Genomic DNA, 21,047 nt, shown 5'->3' on the forward strand with positions numbered 1-21,047 from the left:
CTGCCTGTTGACGGAGGTCACGTGCGCATAGTCCTCGGAGTCGGGGGAGGGATCGCAGCCTACAAGGTTGCATCGCTCCTCCGGCTTTTTACTGAGGCCGGACACAATGTCACGGTCATTCCCACGGAGGCCGCCAACCGGTTTGTCGGCGTGGCTACATGGGAGGCCCTCTCGGGCAATCCGGTGAGCAACAGCGTCTTTGACGACGTGGAGAAGGTCAACCACGTCCGTCTCGGTCATGAGGCGGATCTCATCGTGGTCGCCCCGGCGACTGCCGACCTGCTGGCCAAGGCAGCAACCGGCCAAGCGGGGGATCTGCTGACCAATACACTCCTGATGGCCCACGGCCCGGTGCTTTTCGCTCCCGCAATGCACACCGAAATGTGGCACAACCAAGCCACCCAGGCGAACGTGGAAACACTGCGCAGCCGGGGCATCACCGTCCTGGAACCCGCAGTGGGCCGGCTCACAGGCGCGGACTCCGGGCCAGGCAGACTCCCCGAGCCGGAAGCCATCTTCGCAGCCGCTATGGCTTTGGTCGACGCCTCCTCGCCCTCAACCCGGCTTGCTGGCCCGAAACCCCTGGCCGGGCGCACCATCACGATCTCCGCCGGCGGCACCAGGGAGTCCCTGGATCCAGTCCGGTTCCTTGGGAACAGGTCTTCCGGCAAACAAGGTGTTGCGCTGGCCGCCGCGGCCCTTGACGCAGGCGCTCACGTGAGGTTCCTCGCTGCCCACATGGAAGTACAGGCACCTGCGGGCGTCGAACTGATCCAGGTTGAATCCGCATTGGAGCTCCGTGACGCCGCACTGGAAGCCGCCGTCGGCTCCGATGTCGTGATCATGGCCGCAGCCGTCGCGGACTTCCGCCCCGCCGAAGTTTCAGACACGAAAATCAAGAAGGTCAACGGCAACGACGCCCCCGTGGTGCGCCTCGTGCAGAACCCGGACATCCTGCATGAGCTGGTGTTACGTCGCGACGCTGAGGCATCCACGCAGTTGATCATCGGATTTGCGGCCGAAACCGGGGACGAGGACGGCAACGTCCTGGAGCACGCCACCGCCAAGCTCAAACGCAAAGGCTGTGACCTTTTAGTGGTCAACCAGGTCGGCGTCGGGCGCGTGTTCGGCCAGGACCAGAATTCTGTGATCATTCTCTCCGGCCATGGCGCTGCGCCGCAGTCGGCGGCAGGTTCCAAATCCGACGTCGCCGCCGCTGTTATTGACCGCATCAGCACTGAACTGAGCCGGGTACACCCGGCCAGCTAGGCGCCGGGTGAGGCTCATTGCTTAGCTGGTCCATCCTTAGCATAGGGACATACGGCGGAAGCCGGCCGCCCCCAACCGAGTAAGGTAGTCGAGTGACTTTACCGCTGCACCATGAATCCCACGGCATCCCGTCCAAGCTCCGGCTCTTCACCTCAGAGTCGGTCACGGAAGGGCACCCGGACAAAATCTGCGACCAGATCAGCGACGCCATCCTCGATGCGCTCCTGGCCGCAGACCCTGAATCGCGCGTGGCTGTTGAAACCATGGCCACCACAGGCTTGGTGCACGTAGCCGGTGAAGTCACGACGGATGCGTATGTTGAAATCCCGCAGATCGTCCGCGAGACCATCCTCGGCATCGGTTACGACTCGTCGGCCAACGGCTTCGACGGCGCCCGTTGCGGCGTGTCTGTCTCCATCGGACAGCAGTCCAACGACATAGCCGGTGGCGTCTTCAATTCGCTCGAAGCCCGCGAAGGCCGCCAGGAGGACGACTACGACCTCCAGGGCGCCGGTGACCAGGGCATCATGTTCGGCTACGCGAGCGACGAGACCCCGTCCTACATGCCGACGCCCATTTGGCTCGCCCATCGGCTGTCCGAGCGTCTCACCGAAGTCCGCAAGAGCGGCGAACTGGCCTACCTCCGTCCTGACGGCAAGACCCAGGTGACGGTCGGATACGACCGCGACCGTCCGGTTTCCGTTGAAACGGTGGTCATCTCCAGCCAGCACGCCGAAGGGACCCACCTCGATCGCCTGCGCGCCGATCTCGCCTCGCACGTGATCGAGCCCGTCCTGGCTGTGTCCAACCTGGACATCTCCCACGTCGCGAACATCCTGAACCCGGCCGGTGCCTTCGTCATCGGCGGTCCCGTCGGCGACGCCGGGCTGACAGGCCGCAAGATCATCGTTGACACGTACGGCGGCATGGCCCGCCACGGCGGCGGTGCCTTCTCCGGCAAGGATCCGTCGAAGGTGGACCGCTCGGCGGCCTACGCGATGCGCTGGGTAGCGAAGAACGTCGTAGCCGCAGGCTTGGCCAAGCGGGCCGAAATCCAGATCGCCTACGCGATCGGCCAGGCGCGTCCGGTAGGCACGTACGTCGAAACCTTCGGTACCGAGACTGTCGACCCGGCCAAGATCAGCGAAGCGATTGCGGAGATCTTCGATCTCCGTCCGCGCGCCATCATCGACGCTCTCGACCTCAAGCGCCCCATCTACGCAAAGACCGCGGCGCATGGCCATTTCGGCCGCGACGAGCCGGACTTCACGTGGGAACGATTGGACCGCGTGGACGAACTGAAGGAATTCTTCAACGCCTGACTTGGCTGCTCCGGCCAGAGCCGGCATTGTCGGTGGTGCCTGCTTGGATTGCCCCAAGGCATCCGGCACTCCAGGGAGGTGACAAGCATGAGCGATGGTTCGCTGCTTCCGTTTGCCATGGCGTTGCCTTCGCCGTCCCATCAGCCGTCCTTGTTGCAAGGCTTCCCTTCGCGCGGGAGCGACGTCGCCGGGCCACCGCTCGCGGCGAACAATCCGGTGGCACGGGTCCTGATCGAATCATCCTTGCCGCATCTCGACAGGCCTTTCGACTACAGCGTCCCGGCCGAGTTGGACGGGAGCGCCCTGGCCGGCGTCCGGGTCAAAGTCCGCTTCAGCGGCCAGGAACTCAACGGCTACGTCCTGGGGCGCATTGAATCGTCAGAAGCCGGGCATGGCCTGACTCCGCTTCTCAAGGTGGTTTCAGCCGTTCCGGTGCTGACTCCTGCGTTGCTGGAGCTTGCCTCCAGTGTCGCGGCCCGCTACGCCGGGACGCTCAGCGACGTCCTCCGCACTGCCATTCCGCCCCGCGTCGCGCGCCTGGAGAAGCAGCTCCTGTCCGGCGATTCCCGCCTGGACGAACCGGACGAGCCGGACACCCCGGACGGGCATGGCACCGCTTCCCAGGGTTCCGCTTCCCAGGCCCAAGCGGCGTGGGCTTCCTACACAAACGGGACGCCCTACCTGCAACACCTGGCCGGGGGTGGCTCACCCCGTGCCGTCTTGACTGCAACCCGGGGTTTTGGAACCGCCGGCTGGCCCGGGCTTGTGGCGTCTGCGGTGGCGGCAGTCCGCTCCTCAGGGCGGGGCGCCGTCGTCGTCGTTCCCGACTACCGTGATCTCGACCGCATGGAAGCGGCCCTGCGCGCTGTCCTGCCGGCAGGGGACGTCGCGCGGTTGACGGCCGACGACGGCCCGACACCGCGGTACCGAAGCTACCTTCGGCTCCTCAGCGGCGCGGCAAAAGTGGCAGTCGGCACCCGCTCGGCAGCTTACGCTCCGGTGCAGGACCTGGGGCTGGTGGTGTGCTGGGACGACGGCGACGACCTCCACATTGACCAGCGCGCCCCCTACGCCCACACCCGGGAAATCCTGCTCTTGCGTTCGGAACAGGAATCAGCGGCGTGCCTCATGGCTGCGCATACCCGCAGCACCGAACTTCAGCGGCTTGTTGAGGGCGGCTGGGCCGTGCCAGTGGAAGCCCCCCGGCCGCTGGTCCGAGCCAGCACGCCCCGGGTGCTCAATACAGCTGACAGCTTCGAGCAGGAACGCGACCCCCTGGCAAAGATCGCACGCTTGCCCGGCGCCGCCTGGCGGGCCGCCAAAGAGGGACTGGAACGCGGACCCGTCCTGGTACAGGTGGCCCGGGCCGGCTACGCCCCATCCCTTGTCTGCGAGGATTGCCGCGAAACCGCCAGGTGCAACAACTGCCAGGGCCCCCTCGCGATCGCCGGACAATCGGCCCTGCCGCAGTGCCGCTGGTGCTCCACCCCGGCCCCGGAGTGGCGTTGCCGCCATTGCGGCGGAGGCCGTCTTCGCAGGGGGGCCGCCGGTGTGCTGCGGACCGCGGAAGAACTAGGCAGGGCTTTTCCAGGCAAGGCCGTCGTGACGTCTTCGGGGGACCAGATCAAAGCCACGGTGTCCGATGCCCGTGCCCTCGTGGTGGCAACCGTGGGCGCTGAGCCGATTGCAAGCGGCGGCTACGCGGCGGCGCTGCTCCTGGATGGCAATTCGCTCCTGCGCAGGGAGAACCTGCGCGCCGGGGAGGACACAGTGCGGCGATGGTTCAACGCTGCAGCCCTCGTGCGGCCCGCGAATGAAGGCGGGCTCGTTATCATCACTGCCGACGACACAACCGCGACGGGTGCCCTGTTGCGCTGGGACCCTGCGGGATACGCCTCCCGCGAGCTGGCACTGCGGCAGGAACTCCAGTTGCCCCCCGCAGTCCGGATCGCGTCAGTGACGGGCAAGCGCGCCGACGTCGTGCACTTTACCGAAAGCCTGGCCGAAAACATCCAACTCCGCACCGCGGGCCCCGCGCCGGTCTCTCTCACTCTGTCGGCGCAGCGTGCAGTAGAACCGGAGCGCGAGCCGGACGTCCGGACGCTGATCTTCATTCCTTATGCCCAAGCAGCTGTTGCCACCCGTTCCATGCGGGCAGTCAAAGCCGCCAGTGCGGCGAAGCGCACCTCGGGACCCGTGCAGTTGCGGCTCGACGGCGTCGACGTCCTCTAGCGCCGCTTGCGGCTGCGCATCGTAACGACCTCTTCGGCCACGGCCAGCAGTTGGCGGGCCGATTCGTCCCAATTGAATTCAGCCGCGCGTTCCACGGAGCGGCGTGAGCGCGTCTGCCACAATTCCGCATCTTCAAGGGCTTTCACTGCCGCGGCAAATTCGCCCGGCGATTCGGAATGCACATAGCTCACGGCGTCCCCGCCGACCTCACGGAAGATGGGAGTGTCACTGGCGATCACGGGAGTGCCAAGAGCCATCGCCTCGACCAGGGGCAGCCCATAGCCTTCCGCTTTGGACAGGCTGACGAGGGCGGTGGCCCGGACCAGGAGGGAGTCGTATTCGGCATCCGTGACGCCGTTGTGGAACTCGACGTTCGCGCCCGGCGGCACCAAGGGCTCCAGCTCGGCCCGGCGCTGGGGGGTGATCCTGCTGAGCAGATGCAGCGTGAATCCGGGCAATTCGGCCATTCCCTGGATCATTGTTTCCACATTTTTGTAGGGCATGAACGAGCCCATGTAGAGCAGGGATTTCTCGGCGCCGGCCGCCGGATCGCGGGGAGTCTGGCCCGGCTGTGGCGCGTTGCCCACGATCCGGACCGGGCGGCGGGTCAAATTGAACTTCGCCATGAGCGACTCGGTGGTGTGGCTGATGGTGGCAACGACGTCGGCCCGGTTGAGAAGCAATCGCTGCGGCCAGTAGGCCTTGTGGTAGAGCCGCCAGAGCAGCCGGACCGGTGCGGGCAGGAAGCCCGGAGGTGCCGGGTGCTCATAGTAGATGAGGTCGTGCAAGGTCAGGACAAGTCCGTACTTGCGGCCCCAGGTGCCCATGGTCTGCATCGGGCAAACCACGACATCGGCCCCGAGCTTGTTGACTTCGCGCGCCACGAACAGTTCGCGGGGGGACAGCGGGCTGCTGATGTGAACGTAGGGGACATCAGGGAGGAGCGCCAACTGACGCTTGTCGCTGATGAGCATCGTGACATCCGCGATCTTGGACGTCGCCGCAATGAGGCTCGATCCGTAGCGGCTGATCCCGTCATGATGGTCCGTGCGGGTAAAGCGGGCATCTATGACGATTTTCACGCGGGGTGTTCCTCCAGGAAGCTGCGGATGGCGGCGGCGGCCGGCGCCGGTGTCTCGTAGTGGATCAAATGCCCGACGTCGGGAATCACTTCCAGCGCGCCGTCCGGGAGCATCTCCAACAGCTTGTGCTGGTCGCGGAGCAGGGCGATCTCGTCTTTCTCGCCGGCCACCAACAACACGGGAAGATCCAACTGCCCGGCGACCTCGGCGACATGGCTGGACACCGAAGCCCGGAAGGACTCCAGGAGGCTCGCCCGGTCCGCGAACGCCGAGAAGTACGCATCGTGCTGGCCATGGACAAAGGCCCGGAGTTCCTTGTCCCGGGTCTTGGCCATCGCGGCGCTCATGACGCGGACGATGAGGCGGCTGCGCAGGACGGCGAGTCCCAGCCGGCGCGGGAGCTTGGCGGAGACCTGGTAGTACAGGACTGCCAGCTTGGTCATGAGGCCTTTGGGCCCTTCAAGCGCGGGAGCAGCGATGGGATTGACCAGGATCAGCGGACGGATGGCGCCCGGATTCGCGGCGGCGAAGTGGCTGGCGACAATGGATCCGAAGGAGTGCCCCAAGAGAACTGTGTCCGGTCCGAGACCCAGGGCCGCCATGAAACTTGTGATGAACTTCCCATAGCGTTCCACGGTGTGGGGGTCCCCGGCGAAAGGTTCCGAGCTGCCAAAGCCGGGAAGGTCGGGCATGATGACCCGCATTTCCGGCAGGTGGTCTACGACGCGGAGCAGGCCGTGGTGGTCGCCGCGGAAACCGTGAATGACCAGTATGGTCCGGGTATCCGCGGTCACCTTGACCGGTTCGTAGCACCAATAGGCGACGTTACTGCCGTCGAGGTCGATGTCCGAGGCACTCGTCCGGGAGGCCAAGGCCTTGCTGAAGAACTCGCGTGGGGAGGCTGGTGCGGGTTCGGGGGAGTGGTTGGTGTCCACTTGTTCCATTCGGCAGGTCCTAGTTGACGTTGTCCGGGTGTGACCCGGTGCGGTGGTGGCGTTCGAGGGCGGCCAGGCCATCCATGTCGTCGGCATCGAGCTCGAAGCCGAAGACATTGAAGTTCTCCTGGATGCGTGCCGCGGTGCTCGCTTTCGGGATGACGATATTTCCGAGCTGGAGGTGCCAGCGGATGATGATCTGCGCAGGTGTCTTTCGGTATTTGTCCGCGAGCGCCCGGACGGCAGGATCCTGAAGGACCTGGCCCCGGCCCAACGGGCTCCACGCCTCGGTGCGGATGCGCAATTGCTCGTGGAGGGTCCGGAGCCGCGTCTGCTGCAACCATGGGTGCAGTTCAATCTGGTTCACCGCCGGGACCACTTCGGCTTTTTGCATGAGTGCTTCGAGATGGGCAGGCTGGAAGTTGGAGACTCCGATCGCGCGGACCCGGCCTTCGCGGTACAGGGTTTCCATGGCCCGGTAGCTTTCCTGGAACAAGCCGCGCCCTGCGCAGGGCCAGTGGATCAGGTACAGGTCGACGTAGTCGAGGCCGAGATTGGCCATGGAGGTATCGAAGGCGCGGAGCGTGGAGTCGTAGCCCTGGTCGTCGTTCCAGAGCTTGGTGGTGACAAAGACGTCTTCGCGGGAGAGACCGTGGGTGCCCTCCCCGGAGCCTCCCGTGTTGCTGTCCACGCCGGGCGGGGGTATGACCGCACTGCCGAGGCCGCGGCCGACCCCGGTCTCATTGCCATACATGGCGGCTGTATCGAAGTGCCTGTAGCCGGCGCCCAGCGCAGTGGCGACCAAAGACGTGGCGTCCGCCGGCGGCACCTTGTAAAGCCCGAACCCCAACTGGTCAATCAAGACACCGTTGTTCAGACTGAGCCTAGGCGAGGGTTTCATAGCCAAGACTCTACCTACCTCGATGCCGGGAATGTTTCTGGGTCCTCCAATTATTCAGGAAGGGCTGCCGAAACTGACCAGGCGCTTCGCCGTGGCCTCGTCCAGGATCAGATCTGTTGCCAGCCTCGCTTTGAGTGCTCCGCGAAGTCCGTTGATCTTGGATGCACCCGAGACGACGCAGATCCGGCGGCGGACCTGCCTGAGTTGCTCGTGGCTTGGGCCGGTGGACCGCTCGTTCAGGGTGATGCCGTCGGAAGAGCCGTCGGCGCGGAAGAAGACGGTGGCAACATCGCCCACGACGTCCGAGCTGGCCAGCAGATTCAGGTCTGTTTCATCGAGGTAGCCGCCTGCGTAGACATGGCTGGGATAGTCCGAATGCACCGAGCCGACACCGAAGATGGCGATGCTCATTCTGGCTTGGAGGTCGAGCACGCGCTGGACGCTGCGCTCATTCCACATGGCGATCTTGGTGGAAGCGTGGTCGAAAAAGGCGGGTACCGGGAACTGTTCCACCCGCGCACCGTAGGCCATGCCGAAACGGCGCATGATGTCGCTGGCGTAGGTGATGCCGGTGGTCTGCATGTTGCCGGCACCGTTGAGCTGCACGATGGTGCTGCCGTGCGTGATCTTGCGCGTCAGGTGTCTGCTGACTGCGCTGATGGTCGCACCCCAGGCCACTCCGATGATGGCGTTGGAATCGACCAAGGGACCAATGGTCCGTGCGGCCTGGGTCGCCACCCGGTCTAGGGTTTCCGCCTCGTTCAAGGTGTCCAGGACGGGCACCACGTGCACGTCGACGCCGTAGTGGTTGCGGATCATACGTTCCAGTTCGGGGGCGGAATCCAGCGGACTGCGGATCTGGATCTGGACCAGTCCCGACTCGCGGGCCGAGGACAGCAACCGGGAGACCGTCGAACGCGAGGTCCGAAGCTCGTGGGCTATGGCGTCCATGGTGAGGTCCTGGAGGTAGTACATCTGTGCTGCCCGGAGGGCCTCAGAATGTCGTGATCGTGGCATCTCAATTCCGTTCTGCACGTTTGTGCAAGTAGCTTGATTTCATTTTCCATTCTTTCGAAGAATAGTTGTGCAAGGTGCGACGTCAAGTGATGCAGCGCACACACCAAAGCCCAAGGGAGCAGTTTTGGGATACACCAGCAATTCCGGTTCCGCAGCAGGATCACCCCGTCGGACCTCGGTTTCGGCACTTCGCGAACGGCCGCAGGCCCAGGTGCTGATCATCGGTGGCGGCATCAACGGCGTCGGAACCTTCCGTGATTTGGCACTGCAGGGAGTGGACGTCGCCCTCGTGGAACGCGGCGATTACTGCCAAGGCGCCAGCGGAGCCTCATCCCACATGATCCACGGCGGCATCCGCTACCTCGAGAACGGGGAATTCCGCCTCGTTCAGGAATCGGTGGTCGAGCGCAACCGGCTTTTGAAGATCGCTCCCCATTACGTCAAGCCCCTGCAGACGACCATCCCCATCTTCAGCACCTTCTCCGGAATACTTTCCGCCCCCACACGCTTCCTCACGCACAAGCAAGGCAAACCAAAAGAACGCGGCGCCTTCCTCATCAAGCTCGGACTGAGCATGTACGACTTCTTCTCCCGCGACGGCGGCAGCGTCCCCCGCCATCAGTTCCGTGGCAAAGAGAAAGCCTTGGCTGAGTTGCCGCGATTGCACCCCGGAATCAAATACGCAGCCACCTACTTTGACGCCTCCGTGCACAACCCGGAGCGCTTGACGCTCGATGTGCTGCAGGACGGCGAAAAGGCGGGTATCGGAACCGGCTTGCCGGGCGGCAGGGCCAGGGCCAGCAACTACGTCTCGCTTGTCTCAAAGGCTTCAGACGCCGATTCAGCCGGCGCTGTTTTGCTGCGCGATGAACTCACGGGCGAAGAATTCAGCTTCCAGGCCGACGTGATCGTCAACACCACCGGCGCCTGGGTGGACCTCACCAACGAGGCAATGGGTGCCGCGAGCCGTTTCATGGGCGGAACCAAGGGCTCCCACATTGTCCTGGACCACCCGGAATTGCTCGCAGCGTGCGGCGGCCGCGAGATTTTCTTCGAACACACGGACGGGCGGATCGTGCTGATCTACCCGATGGGTGACCGTGTCCTGGTCGGCACCACCGACGTCGAGGCCGACATGGCCCAGGATGCCGTGTGCACCGAAGCCGAGATTGACTACTTCTTCGACCTCGTCGGCCACGTCTTCCCCTCCATCAAGGTCGAGCGCAGCCATATCGTCTACAGCTTCGCCGGCGTCCGGCCGCTTCCGCGCCACGATGACACCCAGCCGGGCTTCGTATCCCGCGACTACCGCATCGAGCGAAGCGAGCGGAAAGCCTCCGATACGGCGGCCGCCCAAGGCGGCAAGGCCGCCGTCGTACTTTCATTGATCGGCGGAAAGTGGACCACTTTCCGGGCCCTCGCCGAACACCTGAGCAACGACGTCCTCCGCGAGCTGGGCATGGAGCGGAAGACCTCGACGGCGAAGCTCGCCATCGGAGGCGGCCTGGGTTTCCCGGACAGCGAAGACGGAGTCCAGGACTGGGTCAAGACGCACATGGCCCCCGGTCTCGGTGCCGACCGGGTCAGCGGCCTGCTGACCCGCTACGGCACGCGCGCCGGGGACGTCATCGCCTACCTCAAGGCAGGCGAGGACCGGAAGCTGCGCTCCACGAACGAGCTCAGCGTCCGGGAGCTCGAGTTCATGGCCCTCAACGAACAGCTCGGGCACCTTGTGGACGTCCTCATCCGCCGCACCTCGCTGGCCTTCCGGGGCCTCGTGACCGGGGAGCTCCTGAACGAAATTGCCGAAGTCCTCGCCACGCAGCTTGGCTGGGATTCAGCGAAGCGTGAAGCGGAAATCCAACATGCACAGGAGGTGCTTCTACGTTTTCATGGCGTGACTGTTCACAGCCTCGTCGCATGAACGTAATGTACGTCACATCAGCTTGATTGTTCCGGCCAAGAAGCCTGGACACAAGGGTTGCGGTCTTCCGCTCCGCAAGGGAGGACCGCAACCGGGACGGCGCTAACAGACGCCGCCCCAACGGCCCCCACAAAACCTGCAGGGCTGACAACAGAAGAAAATGAGGAGTCAAAGATGTCTCTCGGAATTGTTTTCCTTTCCGAAGTGTTCGGAACCGGAATGCTTACCCTGCTTGGTTGCGGCGTTGTGGCAAACGTCGCGCTGAAAGGCACGAAGGGTAACAACGGCGGGTTCCTGATGGTGAATTTTGGCTGGGGCATCGCTGTGTTTGCCGGCGTATACGTGGCGGCTATGTCCGGCGCGCACCTGAACCCGGCCGTCACGCTTGGCCTCTTGGTTGACGGCAAGGCCGAGTTCGCCCCGGGGGTCGCCGTGAGCGCGGCATCCACGTTCACCTACTTCGGTGGAGAACTGACCGGCGCCTTCCTCGGCGCCATCTTCGCGTGGCTCGCCCACAAGCAGCACTTCGACGCCGAGCCGCTGGCAGCCAGCAAACTCGCGGTGTTCTCCACCGGTCCGGCTATCCGCTCATATCCCTGGAATCTTGTCACCGAAATCATCGGCACCTTTGTGCTGGTGTTCGTGATCCTGACCTTCGGCGGAACTCCCTCCGGCCTGGGACCGCTCGCGGTGGCATTGCTCGTCGTCGGCATCGGCGCGTCCCTTGGCGGCCCGACGGGCTATGCGATCAACCCCGCCCGTGACCTCGGTCCGCGTATCGCCCACGCTATTCTGCCGATCAAGGGCAAGGGCTCCAGCGACTGGGCCTACTCCTGGGTCCCGATAGTCGGCCCGCTCCTGGGTGGAACCATCGCCGGACTCGTCGCCCACTCAATACCGATCATGGCCACCGTCGCCAAGTAGTAGACCGCTCAGCACCTATCCCGCATCCACACCAAAGCAAGCAGACAAGGACGTCAAAATGTCGCAATACGTCATCGCCATTGACCAGGGAACCACCAGCTCGCGTGCCATCGTGTTCGATCACTCGGGAAACATTGTTTCCTCCGGCCAGATGGAACACGAGCAGATCTTCCCCCAGGCCGGATGGGTGGAACACAACCCGGTGGAGATCTGGGACAACGTCAGGGAGGTCGTCGGCTCTGCGTTGTCCAAGGCCAACCTGACCCGGCACGACATCGCTGCCGTCGGCATCACCAACCAGCGCGAAACCGCCGTTGTGTGGGACAAGAACACGGGCGAGCCGATCTACAACGCGATCGTCTGGCAGGACACGCGCACACAATCCATCGTGGACGAACTGGCCCAGGACGGCGGCCCCGAGCGTTTCAAGCAAAAGGTCGGCCTGCCCTTGGCCACCTACTTCTCCGGCACCAAGATCAAGTGGATCCTGGACAACGTCGAAGGTGCGCGAGCCAAGGCTGAAGCCGGGGACCTCATCTTCGGCAACACCGACTGCTGGGTCCTGTGGAACCTGACAGGCGGCGTGGACGGTGGCGTACACGCCACGGACGTGACCAACGCCTCGCGCACCATGTTCATGGACCTCGACACCTTGCAATGGGACCAGGAAATTCTGGACGCGTTCGGCGTGCCGGCGTCGATGATGCCCGCCATCAAGTCCTCCTCCGAGGTCTACGGCACGGTCCACACCTCGCAGCTGCTGCGCGAAGTGCCCGTCGCAGGCATCCTGGGCGACCAGCAGGCGGCAACCTTCGGCCAGGCGGCGTTCCAGGCCGGCGAGGCCAAGAACACCTACGGCACCGGTTGCTTCCTGATCTTCAACACGGGCGAAGAAATCGTCCACTCGAAGAACGGCCTGCTGACCACGCTCGGCTACAAGCTGGGCGACGCCAAGCCGCACTACGCACTGGAAGGGTCCATCGCTGTCACGGGCTCACTGATCCAGTGGCTCCGCGACAACCTCGGCATAATCAGCTCCGCTCCCGAAGTGGAGACGCTGGCGGCAGGCGTCGAGGACAACGGCGGCGTCTACATCGTGCCCGCATTCTCCGGCCTGTTCGCCCCGTACTGGCGCGCAGACGCCCGCGGTGCCATCGTTGGCCTGACCCGTTTTGCCAACAAGGGCCACATCGCCCGCGCGGCCCTGGAGGCCACCGCCTTCCAGACCCGCGAAGTGCTCGACGCCGTCAACGCGGACTCGGGCGTTCCGCTGACCGAGTTGAAGGTCGACGGCGGCATGGTCGCCAATGAGGCGCTCATGCAGTTCCAGGCCGACATCCTGGGTGTGCCCGTGGTCCGTCCGAAGGTCGTGGAAACCACGGCCCTGGGTGCCGCCTACGCGGCCGGCCTCGCCGTCGGCTTCTGGAAGGACCTCGGCGAACTCAGCTCAAACTGGGGCGAGGACAAGCGCTGGGAGCCACAGCTTCCGGCCGAAGAGCAGGAGCGGCAGATGCGCCTGTGGAAGAAGGCAGTGACCAAGTCCATGGATTGGGTGGACGAGGACGTTAAGTAGGTTCAACCCTTGAGAGAGGTTCCGGGGACTCCCGCCCGCCCGCTTCGCGGTGCCCACCACACCATGGCGGGGAGTCCCCGGAACCTCAATCGGCACTGCACGGTCCCTTGAAACCACGCCATGGGCTTGGTGCGGTAAGGTGGCTTTATGCGTGCGATCCTTCTGCTTAGCTAGCCGCCCGGTATACGTCGATCTAAACCATCGCGAACCGAGCGGCCGCCCCTCCTTGCCGAGGGGCTTTTGTGTGTCCGGGACCTTCCGGGGCCCGGAGCAGGAGGCAAAACCGTCATGGAAGAACAGAAGAGGGCAGCAGTGAGCGTTCAGCCGGAGACAGAAACCGGAGCACAGTCAACAGTGGCAGGCGAGACGCCCGAGGAGGGTGTCTACAGCTTCGCCTCAATGGAGGCCAAGTGGCCGCAGGTCTGGGAAGATCTCAAAGTCTTCACTCCTGTTGACGACGGCTCCCGCGAGCGGCGCTACGTCCTGGACATGTTCCCCTACCCATCTGGCGACCTTCACATGGGCCACGCCGAGGCCTTCGCGATGGGCGACGTCGTGGCGCGGTACCTTCGCCAGAAGGGTTTCGACGTCCTGCACCCCATCGGCTGGGACTCCTTCGGCCTGCCGGCGGAGAATGCCGCCATCAAGCGCAACGCACACCCCAGCGAGTGGACGTACGCCAACATCGATACGCAGGCCGCATCGTTCAAGCGTTACGCCATCTCTGCCGATTGGTCCCGCCGGCTGCACACTTCGGACCCGGAGTACTACCGCTGGACGCAATGGCTGTTCAAGCGCTTCTACGAGCGCGGGCTGGCCTACCGTAAGGATTCCCCGGTCAACTGGTGCCCGAAGGACCTGACCGTCCTGGCGAACGAACAGGTAGTCAACGGCGCGTGCGAACGCTGCGGGACCCCTGTCACGAAGAAGTCCCTGAACCAGTGGTACTTCAAGATCACCGACTATGCCGACCGTTTGCTGGACGATATGTCCGAGCTCCAGGGGCACTGGCCAGAGCGTGTGCTCGCCATGCAGCGCAACTGGATCGGCCGCTCCGAGGGTGCACACGTCCGGTTCGCGATCGAAGCCACGGACGGCCGCGCCGAGCGCGAAGTCACCGTCTTCACCACCCGCCCGGACACCCTGTATGGCGCAACATTCTTCGTCGTCGCCGCGGACGCGCACCTGGCGCTGGACCTGGTCACGCCCGAACACCACGACTCCCTCATGGCCTACCGCGAAAAGGTCAAGGCCCTGTCGGACATCGAGCGCCAGTCCACTGAGCGCGAGAAGACCGGCGTGTTCACCGGCCGCTACGCCGTCAACCCGCTCAACGGTGAAAAGCTGCCCGTGTGGGCAGCCGACTACGTGCTCGCCGACTACGGCACGGGCGCCATCATGGCGGTACCCGCACACGACCAGCGCGACCTCGACTTCGCCCGCGCGTTTGACCTGCCGGTGCGTCCGGTCCTGAACACCGGCGGGGAAGACCCGGCGGAAACCGGTATCGCGACTGCGGGCGAGGGCACCCTGATGAACTCCGGCGAACTGGACGGTTTGTCCAAGGCCGAGGCCATCCCCGCAGCCATCGACATCCTGGAGAAGCTGGGCACTGGGGAGAAGTTCGTCAACTTCCGCCTGCGCGACTGGCTCCTGAGCCGCCAGCGCTTCTGGGGTACCCCGATCCCCATCATCCACTGCGCCGAATGCGGCGAGGTGCCGGTGCCGGACGATCAACTGCCTGTCAGGCTGCCGGAAAACCTGCGTGGCGAGGCGCTGTCGCCGAGGGGCACGTCTCCTCTCGCCGCGGCACTGGACTGGGTCAACGTCGAGTGCCCGAACTGCGGACGGGCCGCCCAGCGCGACACGGACACAATGGACACGTTCGTTGACTCGTCCTGGTACTTCCTGCGCTTCGTTTCCCCGCACTACACAGAGGGTCCGTTCGATCCGGCCAAGATCAACGACTGGATGCCGGTCGGCCAGTACGTGGGCGGCGTCGAGCACGCCATTCTGCACTTGCTCTACGCCCGCTTCTTCACCAAGGTCATCCACGATATGGGCATGCTCGCCGCGGACGAACCCTTCAGCGCCCTGCTCAATCAGGGGCAGGTCCTCAATGGCGGCAAGGCCATGAGCAAGTCCCTCGGCAACGGCGTGGACCTTGGCGAGCAACTGGACAAGTTCGGTGTCGATGCCGTCCGCTTGACCATGGTCTTTGCTTCCCCGCCCGAAGACGATGTCGACTGGGCAGATGTCTCGCCGTCCGGCTCCGCAAAATTCCTTGCCCGCGCCTGGCGCCTTGGCCAGGACGTCGCAAGCGACCCCGGCGTCGATGTCTCCACTGGAGACCGCGCGCTGCGCACCGTCACCCACAGGACCATCGCCGACGCCGCCGAGCTGTTGGACAACAACAAGTTCAACGTCGTGGTCGCCAAGCTGATGGAGCTGGTCAACGCGACCCGCAAAACCATCGACTCCGGTGCCGGTGGGGCAGACCCCGCCGTCCGTGAAGCGGCTGAAGCCGTGGCAGTCATCCTGAGCCTCTTCGCGCCGTACACAGCCGAGGACCTGTGGAACCAGTTGGGCCACCCGGCCTCCGTGGCGAACGCTGGCTGGCCCTCCCACGATGCCTCGCTTCTTGTCCAGGACACCGTGACGGCCGTCGTGCAGGTCCAGGGCAAGGTCCGCGACCGTCTGGACGTCTCGCCGGACATCAGTGAGGACGCCCTGCGCGAACTTGCCCTGACCAGCGAAAACGTGCAGCGGGCACTCGATGGCCGCGGCATCCGTACGGTGATCGTGCGCGCGCCTAAACTGGTGAACATCGTCCCGGCATAGCCGGGAAACGGCCGCCGGCGCTTGCCGGCGGCCGGCCACCAGCTCCAGGAGGCTCCCTTGACGGACCGCGAACCACCCGCTTGGTTGTGGCTCAAGGAACGTTTGGCCCGCCTGCGCCAGTCCACGACGCCGGGCCGCACCGGAACTGAGCCGGCGCCCGTCGCCGTGCGCACCGCCGTCGTCACCGACTCGGCAGCCGCACTCCCGGCCGAATGGGTCAAGGCGTTCGTGGCCGACGGCCGCCTCGCCGTCGTGCCAATGCCGGTCCTGGTGGGCGAAGAGATCTACGGCGAGGGGGAAGACGACATCACCCAGACCCTCGCACTGGCCCTGGCGGCGGGATCGTCCGTGAAGACTTCACGTCCTTCACCCGGGCAATTCGAACAGGCCTATCTCGCCGCCCGGGACCGCGGTTTCGAAGCCGTCGTCTCCATCCACATTTCCGCAGGGCTGTCCGGGACCGCGGACGCCGCAAGGCTGGCTGCGCAACGCGTCTCGATCCCCGTCGAAGTCATCGACTCCCGCACCGTGGGAATGGCGCAAGGCATGGGCGTCCAAAGCGCGCTCGTTGCCGCCGCAGACGGCCGTTCGGCAGCCGAAGTCCGTCACTTTGCCGAGGAGCGATTGGCCCGCACCAAGGTCTACTTCTATGTGCCGAGCCTTGAGCAACTGCGGCGCGGTGGCCGAATCGGCACTGCCGCGTCGTGGCTCGGGACAATGCTGTCCATCAAGCCGATCCTCGCGGTCGACGACGGCAAGATCGTACCGCTCGAGAAGGTGCGCTCGGCTGCCAGAGCCGTCGCCCGGCTTGAAGAAATCGTTGCTGCCGACGTCAATTCCCGGCCAGTAGGGCAATCGCGGCTCGCCGTGCATCACTTTGGAAACCTGGCAGAGGCAGAGCGGCTCGCGGCCCGTCTTGGAGAGAAATGCCTCGGTTGCCCGCCTGCCCAGATCAGCGCCCTGCCGGCCGTGCTGGCGGCCCACGCCGGGCTCGGCGTTTTGGCCGTCGTTGTCGGGGAAAGCAGTACCCCTGGCGCCACGACGCTCCCTGCGCGGAGCCACCCGTAGCCGCGGGCAAGGTGCGCGGGCACACTCCCTGAGCGACGGCCTTATTTTGTCGTAGCCTCCTGGCAGAGTGTTTCCATGGAAGCGATCGGATACTTCGACACCCGGCAGGGCCCCGTGTCCCGCGGGTTCTTCGGAGTGTCGCGTCATGCCCGTGGTCCGCGCTTTGCCGGGGTCCCGGGCGGGCTGACGGTGGTGGATCCGCCCGACCGGGGCGGTCCGCTGGCCGCTCTGGACCGGGCGGTGGCCGCAGTGAGGTCGCTGGCCGAAAAGGCGGCCGACGACGTCGGAGTCACGGGTTTCCAGGAGGCTGTCGCGTTCGCGTCCGGGGTGGAGGAACTCTCCCGCACCCTGGATTATCTCCAACTGCTCGCCGCGTCGGGGCTGGACAAGGCCCGGAATGATGAACCCGCCACCGGGCCTGGCTGGACAACAGGCTGGACAACAGGCTGGGCCGCTGACGCGGATACCGGCTCCGGCGCGGGCCGGGCCTCCGGGGCCACGGCGGGCGACGCGGACGCGCAGGGTGGTGCGGCTTCTTCCATGGGGACGGGGAGCGCCCGCGGCGGGGAGTTCAGGTCCACGGCCGAGCATCTGCGGTCGTTGCTGCGGATCAGTGCCGCCGAGGCCAGGCGCCGGCTCGCCCTGGCCCGGGAGCTGCTGCCGGGCCGCGGCCTCACCGGACACACCGTCCCTGCCCGGCACGGGGAAACCGCCGCGGCGGTGGCCTCCGGGGTGATCGGGTCCGGTTCGGCCGGGATCATCACGATGGCCGTGGCGAAGGTGCGTCCGCTGTGCAGCCCCGAGAAGGCCGCGGAAATGGAACACGCCCTGGCCCGCACCGCGGAGGAAAACGACCAGGACTTCCTGGCCAGGGTTGCCCGGCGCTGGGTCGAGGCAATCGACCAGGACGGCCCGGAACCGTCCGAAGAATCCCTCCGCCACCACCAAGGGGCCTTCCTGCGCCGTCCCAAGCACGGGCTGGCGCATGTGGAGATCTTCGCCACCACCGAGCAATACGAACACCTGCTCACGGTCATGAACACCGCCGCCAACCCCCGCACCCGCACACCCCAAGGCACAGCACCTGCCTCCGCGGAACCGTCCGGCGATGCGTCCGCCGATTCCCCGGGCGGGGCGTCGGACGATGCCGGGGCGTCGGAGAGTGCCGGGGCGCTGGACCGGCGTTCGAGGGCGCAGAAGCTCCTGGACGGGTTGATCGGCGCCTGCCGGATCGCCCTGGCCGCAGGGTCCCTGCCCGCCACGGGCGGCCACCGCCCGCAGATCCTGGCCACCATCGACCACCGCGAACTCTTCCCCCACGACAGCCAGGACCCGCAGCCCGGTCAAGCCTCGCCCTCCGGGCAACCCTCGCAGTCCGGTCAAGCCTCGCCCTCCGGTCAAGCCTCACAGTCCGGTCAAGCCTCGCGGTCCGGTCAAGTTTCACGGCCCGGGCAGCCTGCCCTGTTCAACCGGCCCCGGCAGGGCAGCGGCACCGGGTCATTCAGCGGCACCGGGTCCTTCACGTTCACCGGGCCCGTGGCGGCGGCGACGTTGCGGAAGATCGCCTGCGACGCGGACATCATCCCCGTGGTCCTGGGCGGCGAGGGCCAGGTCCTGGACCTCGGACGGGCCTCACGGGTCTTCCCGCCGCATATCCGCAAGGCCATCACCGCCCGGGACAAGGGCTGCGCTTTCCCCGGATGCACCATGCCGGCCCCGTGGTGCGAGGCCCACCACATCGAGTACTGGTCCCGGGGCGGACCCACCAGCACCGCGAACGGGACCTTGCTTTGCAGCCATCACCACCACCTGATCCACAAGGAAGACTGGCACATCCAAGTCCGCAACGGCATCCCCTGGTTCATCCCGCCACCCCACACCGACCCGCACCGGAAACCCCGAAAAAACCACTACTTCCAAATATGAGTTTGGAGTTGGCCGCGTCCCGTATCCCGGGGGTGCGCAACGCCAGAGGCGGGTGCCGCCCGGCGTGGCGCTACGCCACTGCTGGGAGCACCCATTGATCCTCCACAGGCACTCTGCGGCGCCCCTGTCCACATAGCGCCGGTCCGGGCTGCTGCTGCGGGTTCGGACGTTCTAGGCTCGTGGATATGCCACGTAGGAACCGAGCCTCACCCGCGGACGATGCTGCGAGTGCCGCCCGGCTCCGATTCGCTGTTCGTCTTGCACCACCGTCGGACCATCAGGCAGTCGCGCAGCCGAGCCACGGCAGCACAACGGAACCGTTGCTTCCATTGCACACCTTGATGACATCCGGCTCGGGTATTGCCGATGCGCGGGAGCAGTCAGGCATCGAAGACGTGTCCGAAGCGGCAGGATCTCCATCGCGGCTTCGCTGGCGCACACCATGGCGCGTAGCGGTGTTGTTGGCCGTGCCCTGTTTGTTGCTGGTGGTTTGGTTCTTCTGGCAGTCCTGGTCCGGGCAGCCGACGATTGAGCCGCTCGTCCGAAGTTCACATGCGGGAGGAACTCCAGGAGCGAATGCGGGAAGTAGGAAAGGCGGTGTCAACGAGGCTCCGGAACCACAGAATGGAGCCCAGCTGCTCACCGTCCACGTTGCGGGTGCGGTGAAGAATCCCGGGGTTGTGAGGGTGCCCACCGGTGCTCGGGTAGTTGACGCGATCTGGGCCGCTGGTGGCGCGGATGCAGCAGCCCAGCTGGACAGCCTGAACCTTGCGGCGGTGGTGCAGGACGCTGCGAAAATCCACGTTCCGCGGATGGGGGAGGCGGCTCCGTCACAGCCCGTGGGGCCAGTAGGCGGCGCTCCAACAGCCGGTGGCACAGGATCCGGGACTTCTGCCGGCAGCAAAGTCAATCTCAACACCGCAACCGCTGAGGAACTCGATGCCTTGCCGAAGGTCGGCCCCGTCCTGGCCAAGCGAATCGTCGAATGGCGGCAGCAACACGGCCCGTTCGCTTCCGTGGAGGACCTCGATGCGGTAGATGGAGTAGGTCCCAAGATGATGGAATCCCTTCTGCCGTTGGTGACGGTTTAGGGTGCGTGGTGTCAAGGTCGGCCCGGGCCGCGTGGACCTTCGGCTGGCCCCCTCTGCCATTCTCACCTGGGCTGTTTCTGTTGCGACCGCCTATCTGCCTTCGCTGTGGATTGGAATTTTGTGCGCGGCTTTGGCCGTCGCCGCGTGTCTTCTTTTCGCCGCTCGGTCCGTGGCCCCGCGAAGCCTGAGGACGTTTCCCGCCACGTTGACAGTCGCTTGCCTGTTCGGAGCGGCCGTGGCCGCCCACGCCGCAGCGGAAGCCGGACCGCGCCAGGACGGTCCGGTTGCCGACGCTGCGGCGGCGCGCGACTCGGTTGTCATCCACGTGTTGATCGTGGGTGATCCTCGCGAACTAGGAACGGACTCACGTGGATCGGGACGGTGGGCCGTACCCGCCGAAGTGATCGATATTGCGGCCGACGGCATGCTCATCCGCTCCCGCACAAGAATTCTGCTGACCGGCGGCGAAGGCTGGAACCAAGTCGTCACGGGACAGGAGGTTAGAACCGCCGGCAAACTGAAGGCGGCAAAACCAGGACAAGTCGAGGCCGGTGTTCTTGCCGCCGCGACCCCACCCATGCGGGCGGACACACGGCACAAGCCGGAAGCGCCTGGCAACATTCCCCAGGGTCCAGCGCAGTTGAAAAAGCAATTCGGCTCCGCCGCCGAATGGTTGCGGGGCGACGCAGCCGGACTCCTACCCGGAATGGTCACGGGCGACACCACCGGCTTGGACGAAGGCCTGGAGGCGGCGATGAAGACCACCGGCACCACTCACCTCACTGCGGTCAGTGGCGCAAACTGCAGCCTCATTCTCGGCGGCCTGGTGCTTTTGGCCAGGACCTTTCGGCTTGCCAGGGGAGTCGCGGCAGTAGCGGCCCTTGGTGGTTGGCGGGCTTTGTCATCTTGGTGGGGCCGGACGCGAGCGTCCTGAGGGCGGCG

General features: G+C 65.4%; 15 protein-coding genes. 11 read left to right on the plus strand and 4 right to left on the minus strand.

Annotated features, from left to right (window positions below; genetic code table 11):
• The first annotated feature begins 21 nt into the window (after positions 1-21).
• From coaBC to ABH924_RS02370, 3 genes are all read left to right on the plus strand, one after another.
• Positions 22-1,269 carry a bifunctional phosphopantothenoylcysteine decarboxylase/phosphopantothenate--cysteine ligase CoaBC gene (coaBC, locus tag ABH924_RS02360; protein WP_404496607.1) on the plus strand — a complete coding sequence of 416 codons (1,248 nt, stop codon included), beginning with the start codon at positions 22-24 and terminating at the stop codon, positions 1,267-1,269.
• Between the two features lie 92 nt (positions 1,270-1,361).
• On the plus strand, positions 1,362-2,591 hold the full coding sequence (gene metK / locus ABH924_RS02365) for a methionine adenosyltransferase (protein ID WP_234754218.1): 1,230 nt from the start codon (positions 1,362-1,364) through the stop codon (positions 2,589-2,591).
• 87 nt (positions 2,592-2,678) lie between these two features.
• Positions 2,679-4,823 carry a primosomal protein N' gene (locus tag ABH924_RS02370; RefSeq protein ID WP_404496609.1) on the plus strand — a complete coding sequence of 715 codons (2,145 nt, stop codon included), beginning with the start codon at positions 2,679-2,681 and terminating at the stop codon, positions 4,821-4,823.
• Here ABH924_RS02370 and ABH924_RS02375 read toward each other — a convergent pair.
• Genes ABH924_RS02375 through ABH924_RS02390 form a run of 4 tightly spaced genes read right to left on the minus strand, consistent with a single transcriptional unit; the run spans position 4,820 to position 8,758 of the window.
• On the minus strand, positions 4,820-5,905 hold the full coding sequence (locus ABH924_RS02375) for a glycosyltransferase family 4 protein (RefSeq protein WP_404496610.1): 1,086 nt from the start codon (positions 5,903-5,905) through the stop codon (positions 4,820-4,822). The genes ABH924_RS02370 and ABH924_RS02375 overlap by 4 nt on opposite strands.
• On the minus strand, positions 5,902-6,849 hold the full coding sequence (locus ABH924_RS02380) for an alpha/beta fold hydrolase (RefSeq protein WP_404496612.1): 948 nt from the start codon (positions 6,847-6,849) through the stop codon (positions 5,902-5,904). Before ABH924_RS02380 ends, ABH924_RS02375 begins: the two co-directional genes overlap by 4 nt.
• Positions 6,850-6,859: 10 nt before the next feature.
• The gene (locus tag ABH924_RS02385; protein WP_404496614.1) at positions 6,860-7,741 is read right to left on the minus strand and encodes an aldo/keto reductase; all 882 of its coding nucleotides are present in this window, start codon (positions 7,739-7,741) and stop codon (positions 6,860-6,862) included.
• Between the two features lie 54 nt (positions 7,742-7,795).
• A complete protein-coding gene (locus ABH924_RS02390; protein ID WP_404496616.1) occupies positions 7,796-8,758 on the minus strand; it encodes a sugar-binding transcriptional regulator in 963 nt (320 codons plus the stop codon).
• Positions 8,759-8,882: 124 nt separating this feature from the next.
• Here ABH924_RS02390 and ABH924_RS02395 point away from each other — a divergent pair, with 124 nt between their 5' ends.
• The 8 genes from ABH924_RS02395 (at position 8,883) to ABH924_RS02430 (ending at position 21,039) form a co-directional block, all read left to right on the plus strand.
• On the plus strand, positions 8,883-10,682 hold the full coding sequence (locus tag ABH924_RS02395) for a glycerol-3-phosphate dehydrogenase/oxidase (protein WP_404496618.1): 1,800 nt from the start codon (positions 8,883-8,885) through the stop codon (positions 10,680-10,682).
• Between the two features lie 174 nt (positions 10,683-10,856).
• The gene (locus ABH924_RS02400) at positions 10,857-11,606 is read left to right on the plus strand and encodes an MIP/aquaporin family protein (RefSeq protein ID WP_234754211.1); all 750 of its coding nucleotides are present in this window, start codon (positions 10,857-10,859) and stop codon (positions 11,604-11,606) included.
• A 58-nt stretch (positions 11,607-11,664) separates the two neighbouring features.
• Positions 11,665-13,179: a glycerol kinase GlpK gene (gene glpK, locus ABH924_RS02405; protein ID WP_404496620.1), complete on the plus strand. Its 1,515-nt coding sequence runs from the start codon at positions 11,665-11,667 to the stop codon at positions 13,177-13,179.
• 312 nt (positions 13,180-13,491) lie between these two features.
• Positions 13,492-16,020, plus strand: coding sequence for a leucine--tRNA ligase (leuS, locus tag ABH924_RS02410; RefSeq protein ID WP_404496957.1), 2,529 nt, complete (start codon positions 13,492-13,494; stop codon positions 16,018-16,020).
• A 57-nt stretch (positions 16,021-16,077) separates the two neighbouring features.
• Entirely contained in the window at positions 16,078-17,088 is a 1,011-nt protein-coding gene (locus tag ABH924_RS02415) for a DegV family protein (RefSeq protein WP_234754209.1), read from the plus strand.
• A 75-nt stretch (positions 17,089-17,163) separates the two neighbouring features.
• Positions 17,164-19,014 carry a DUF222 domain-containing protein gene (locus ABH924_RS02420; RefSeq protein ID WP_404496622.1) on the plus strand — a complete coding sequence of 617 codons (1,851 nt, stop codon included), beginning with the start codon at positions 17,164-17,166 and terminating at the stop codon, positions 19,012-19,014.
• Between the two features lie 341 nt (positions 19,015-19,355).
• Complete coding sequence (locus ABH924_RS02425; RefSeq protein ID WP_404496624.1) at positions 19,356-20,105, plus strand: helix-hairpin-helix domain-containing protein; 750 nt, start codon at positions 19,356-19,358, stop codon at positions 20,103-20,105.
• A gap of 235 nt (positions 20,106-20,340) precedes the next feature.
• On the plus strand, positions 20,341-21,039 hold the full coding sequence (locus ABH924_RS02430; RefSeq protein ID WP_404496626.1) for a ComEC/Rec2 family competence protein: 699 nt from the start codon (positions 20,341-20,343) through the stop codon (positions 21,037-21,039).
• Positions 21,040-21,047: the final 8 nt, after the last annotated feature.

The sequence above is a fragment of the Arthrobacter sp. GAS37 genome, assembly GCF_044908325.1.
GTDB lineage: Bacteria > Actinomycetota > Actinomycetes > Actinomycetales > Micrococcaceae > Arthrobacter > Arthrobacter ramosus.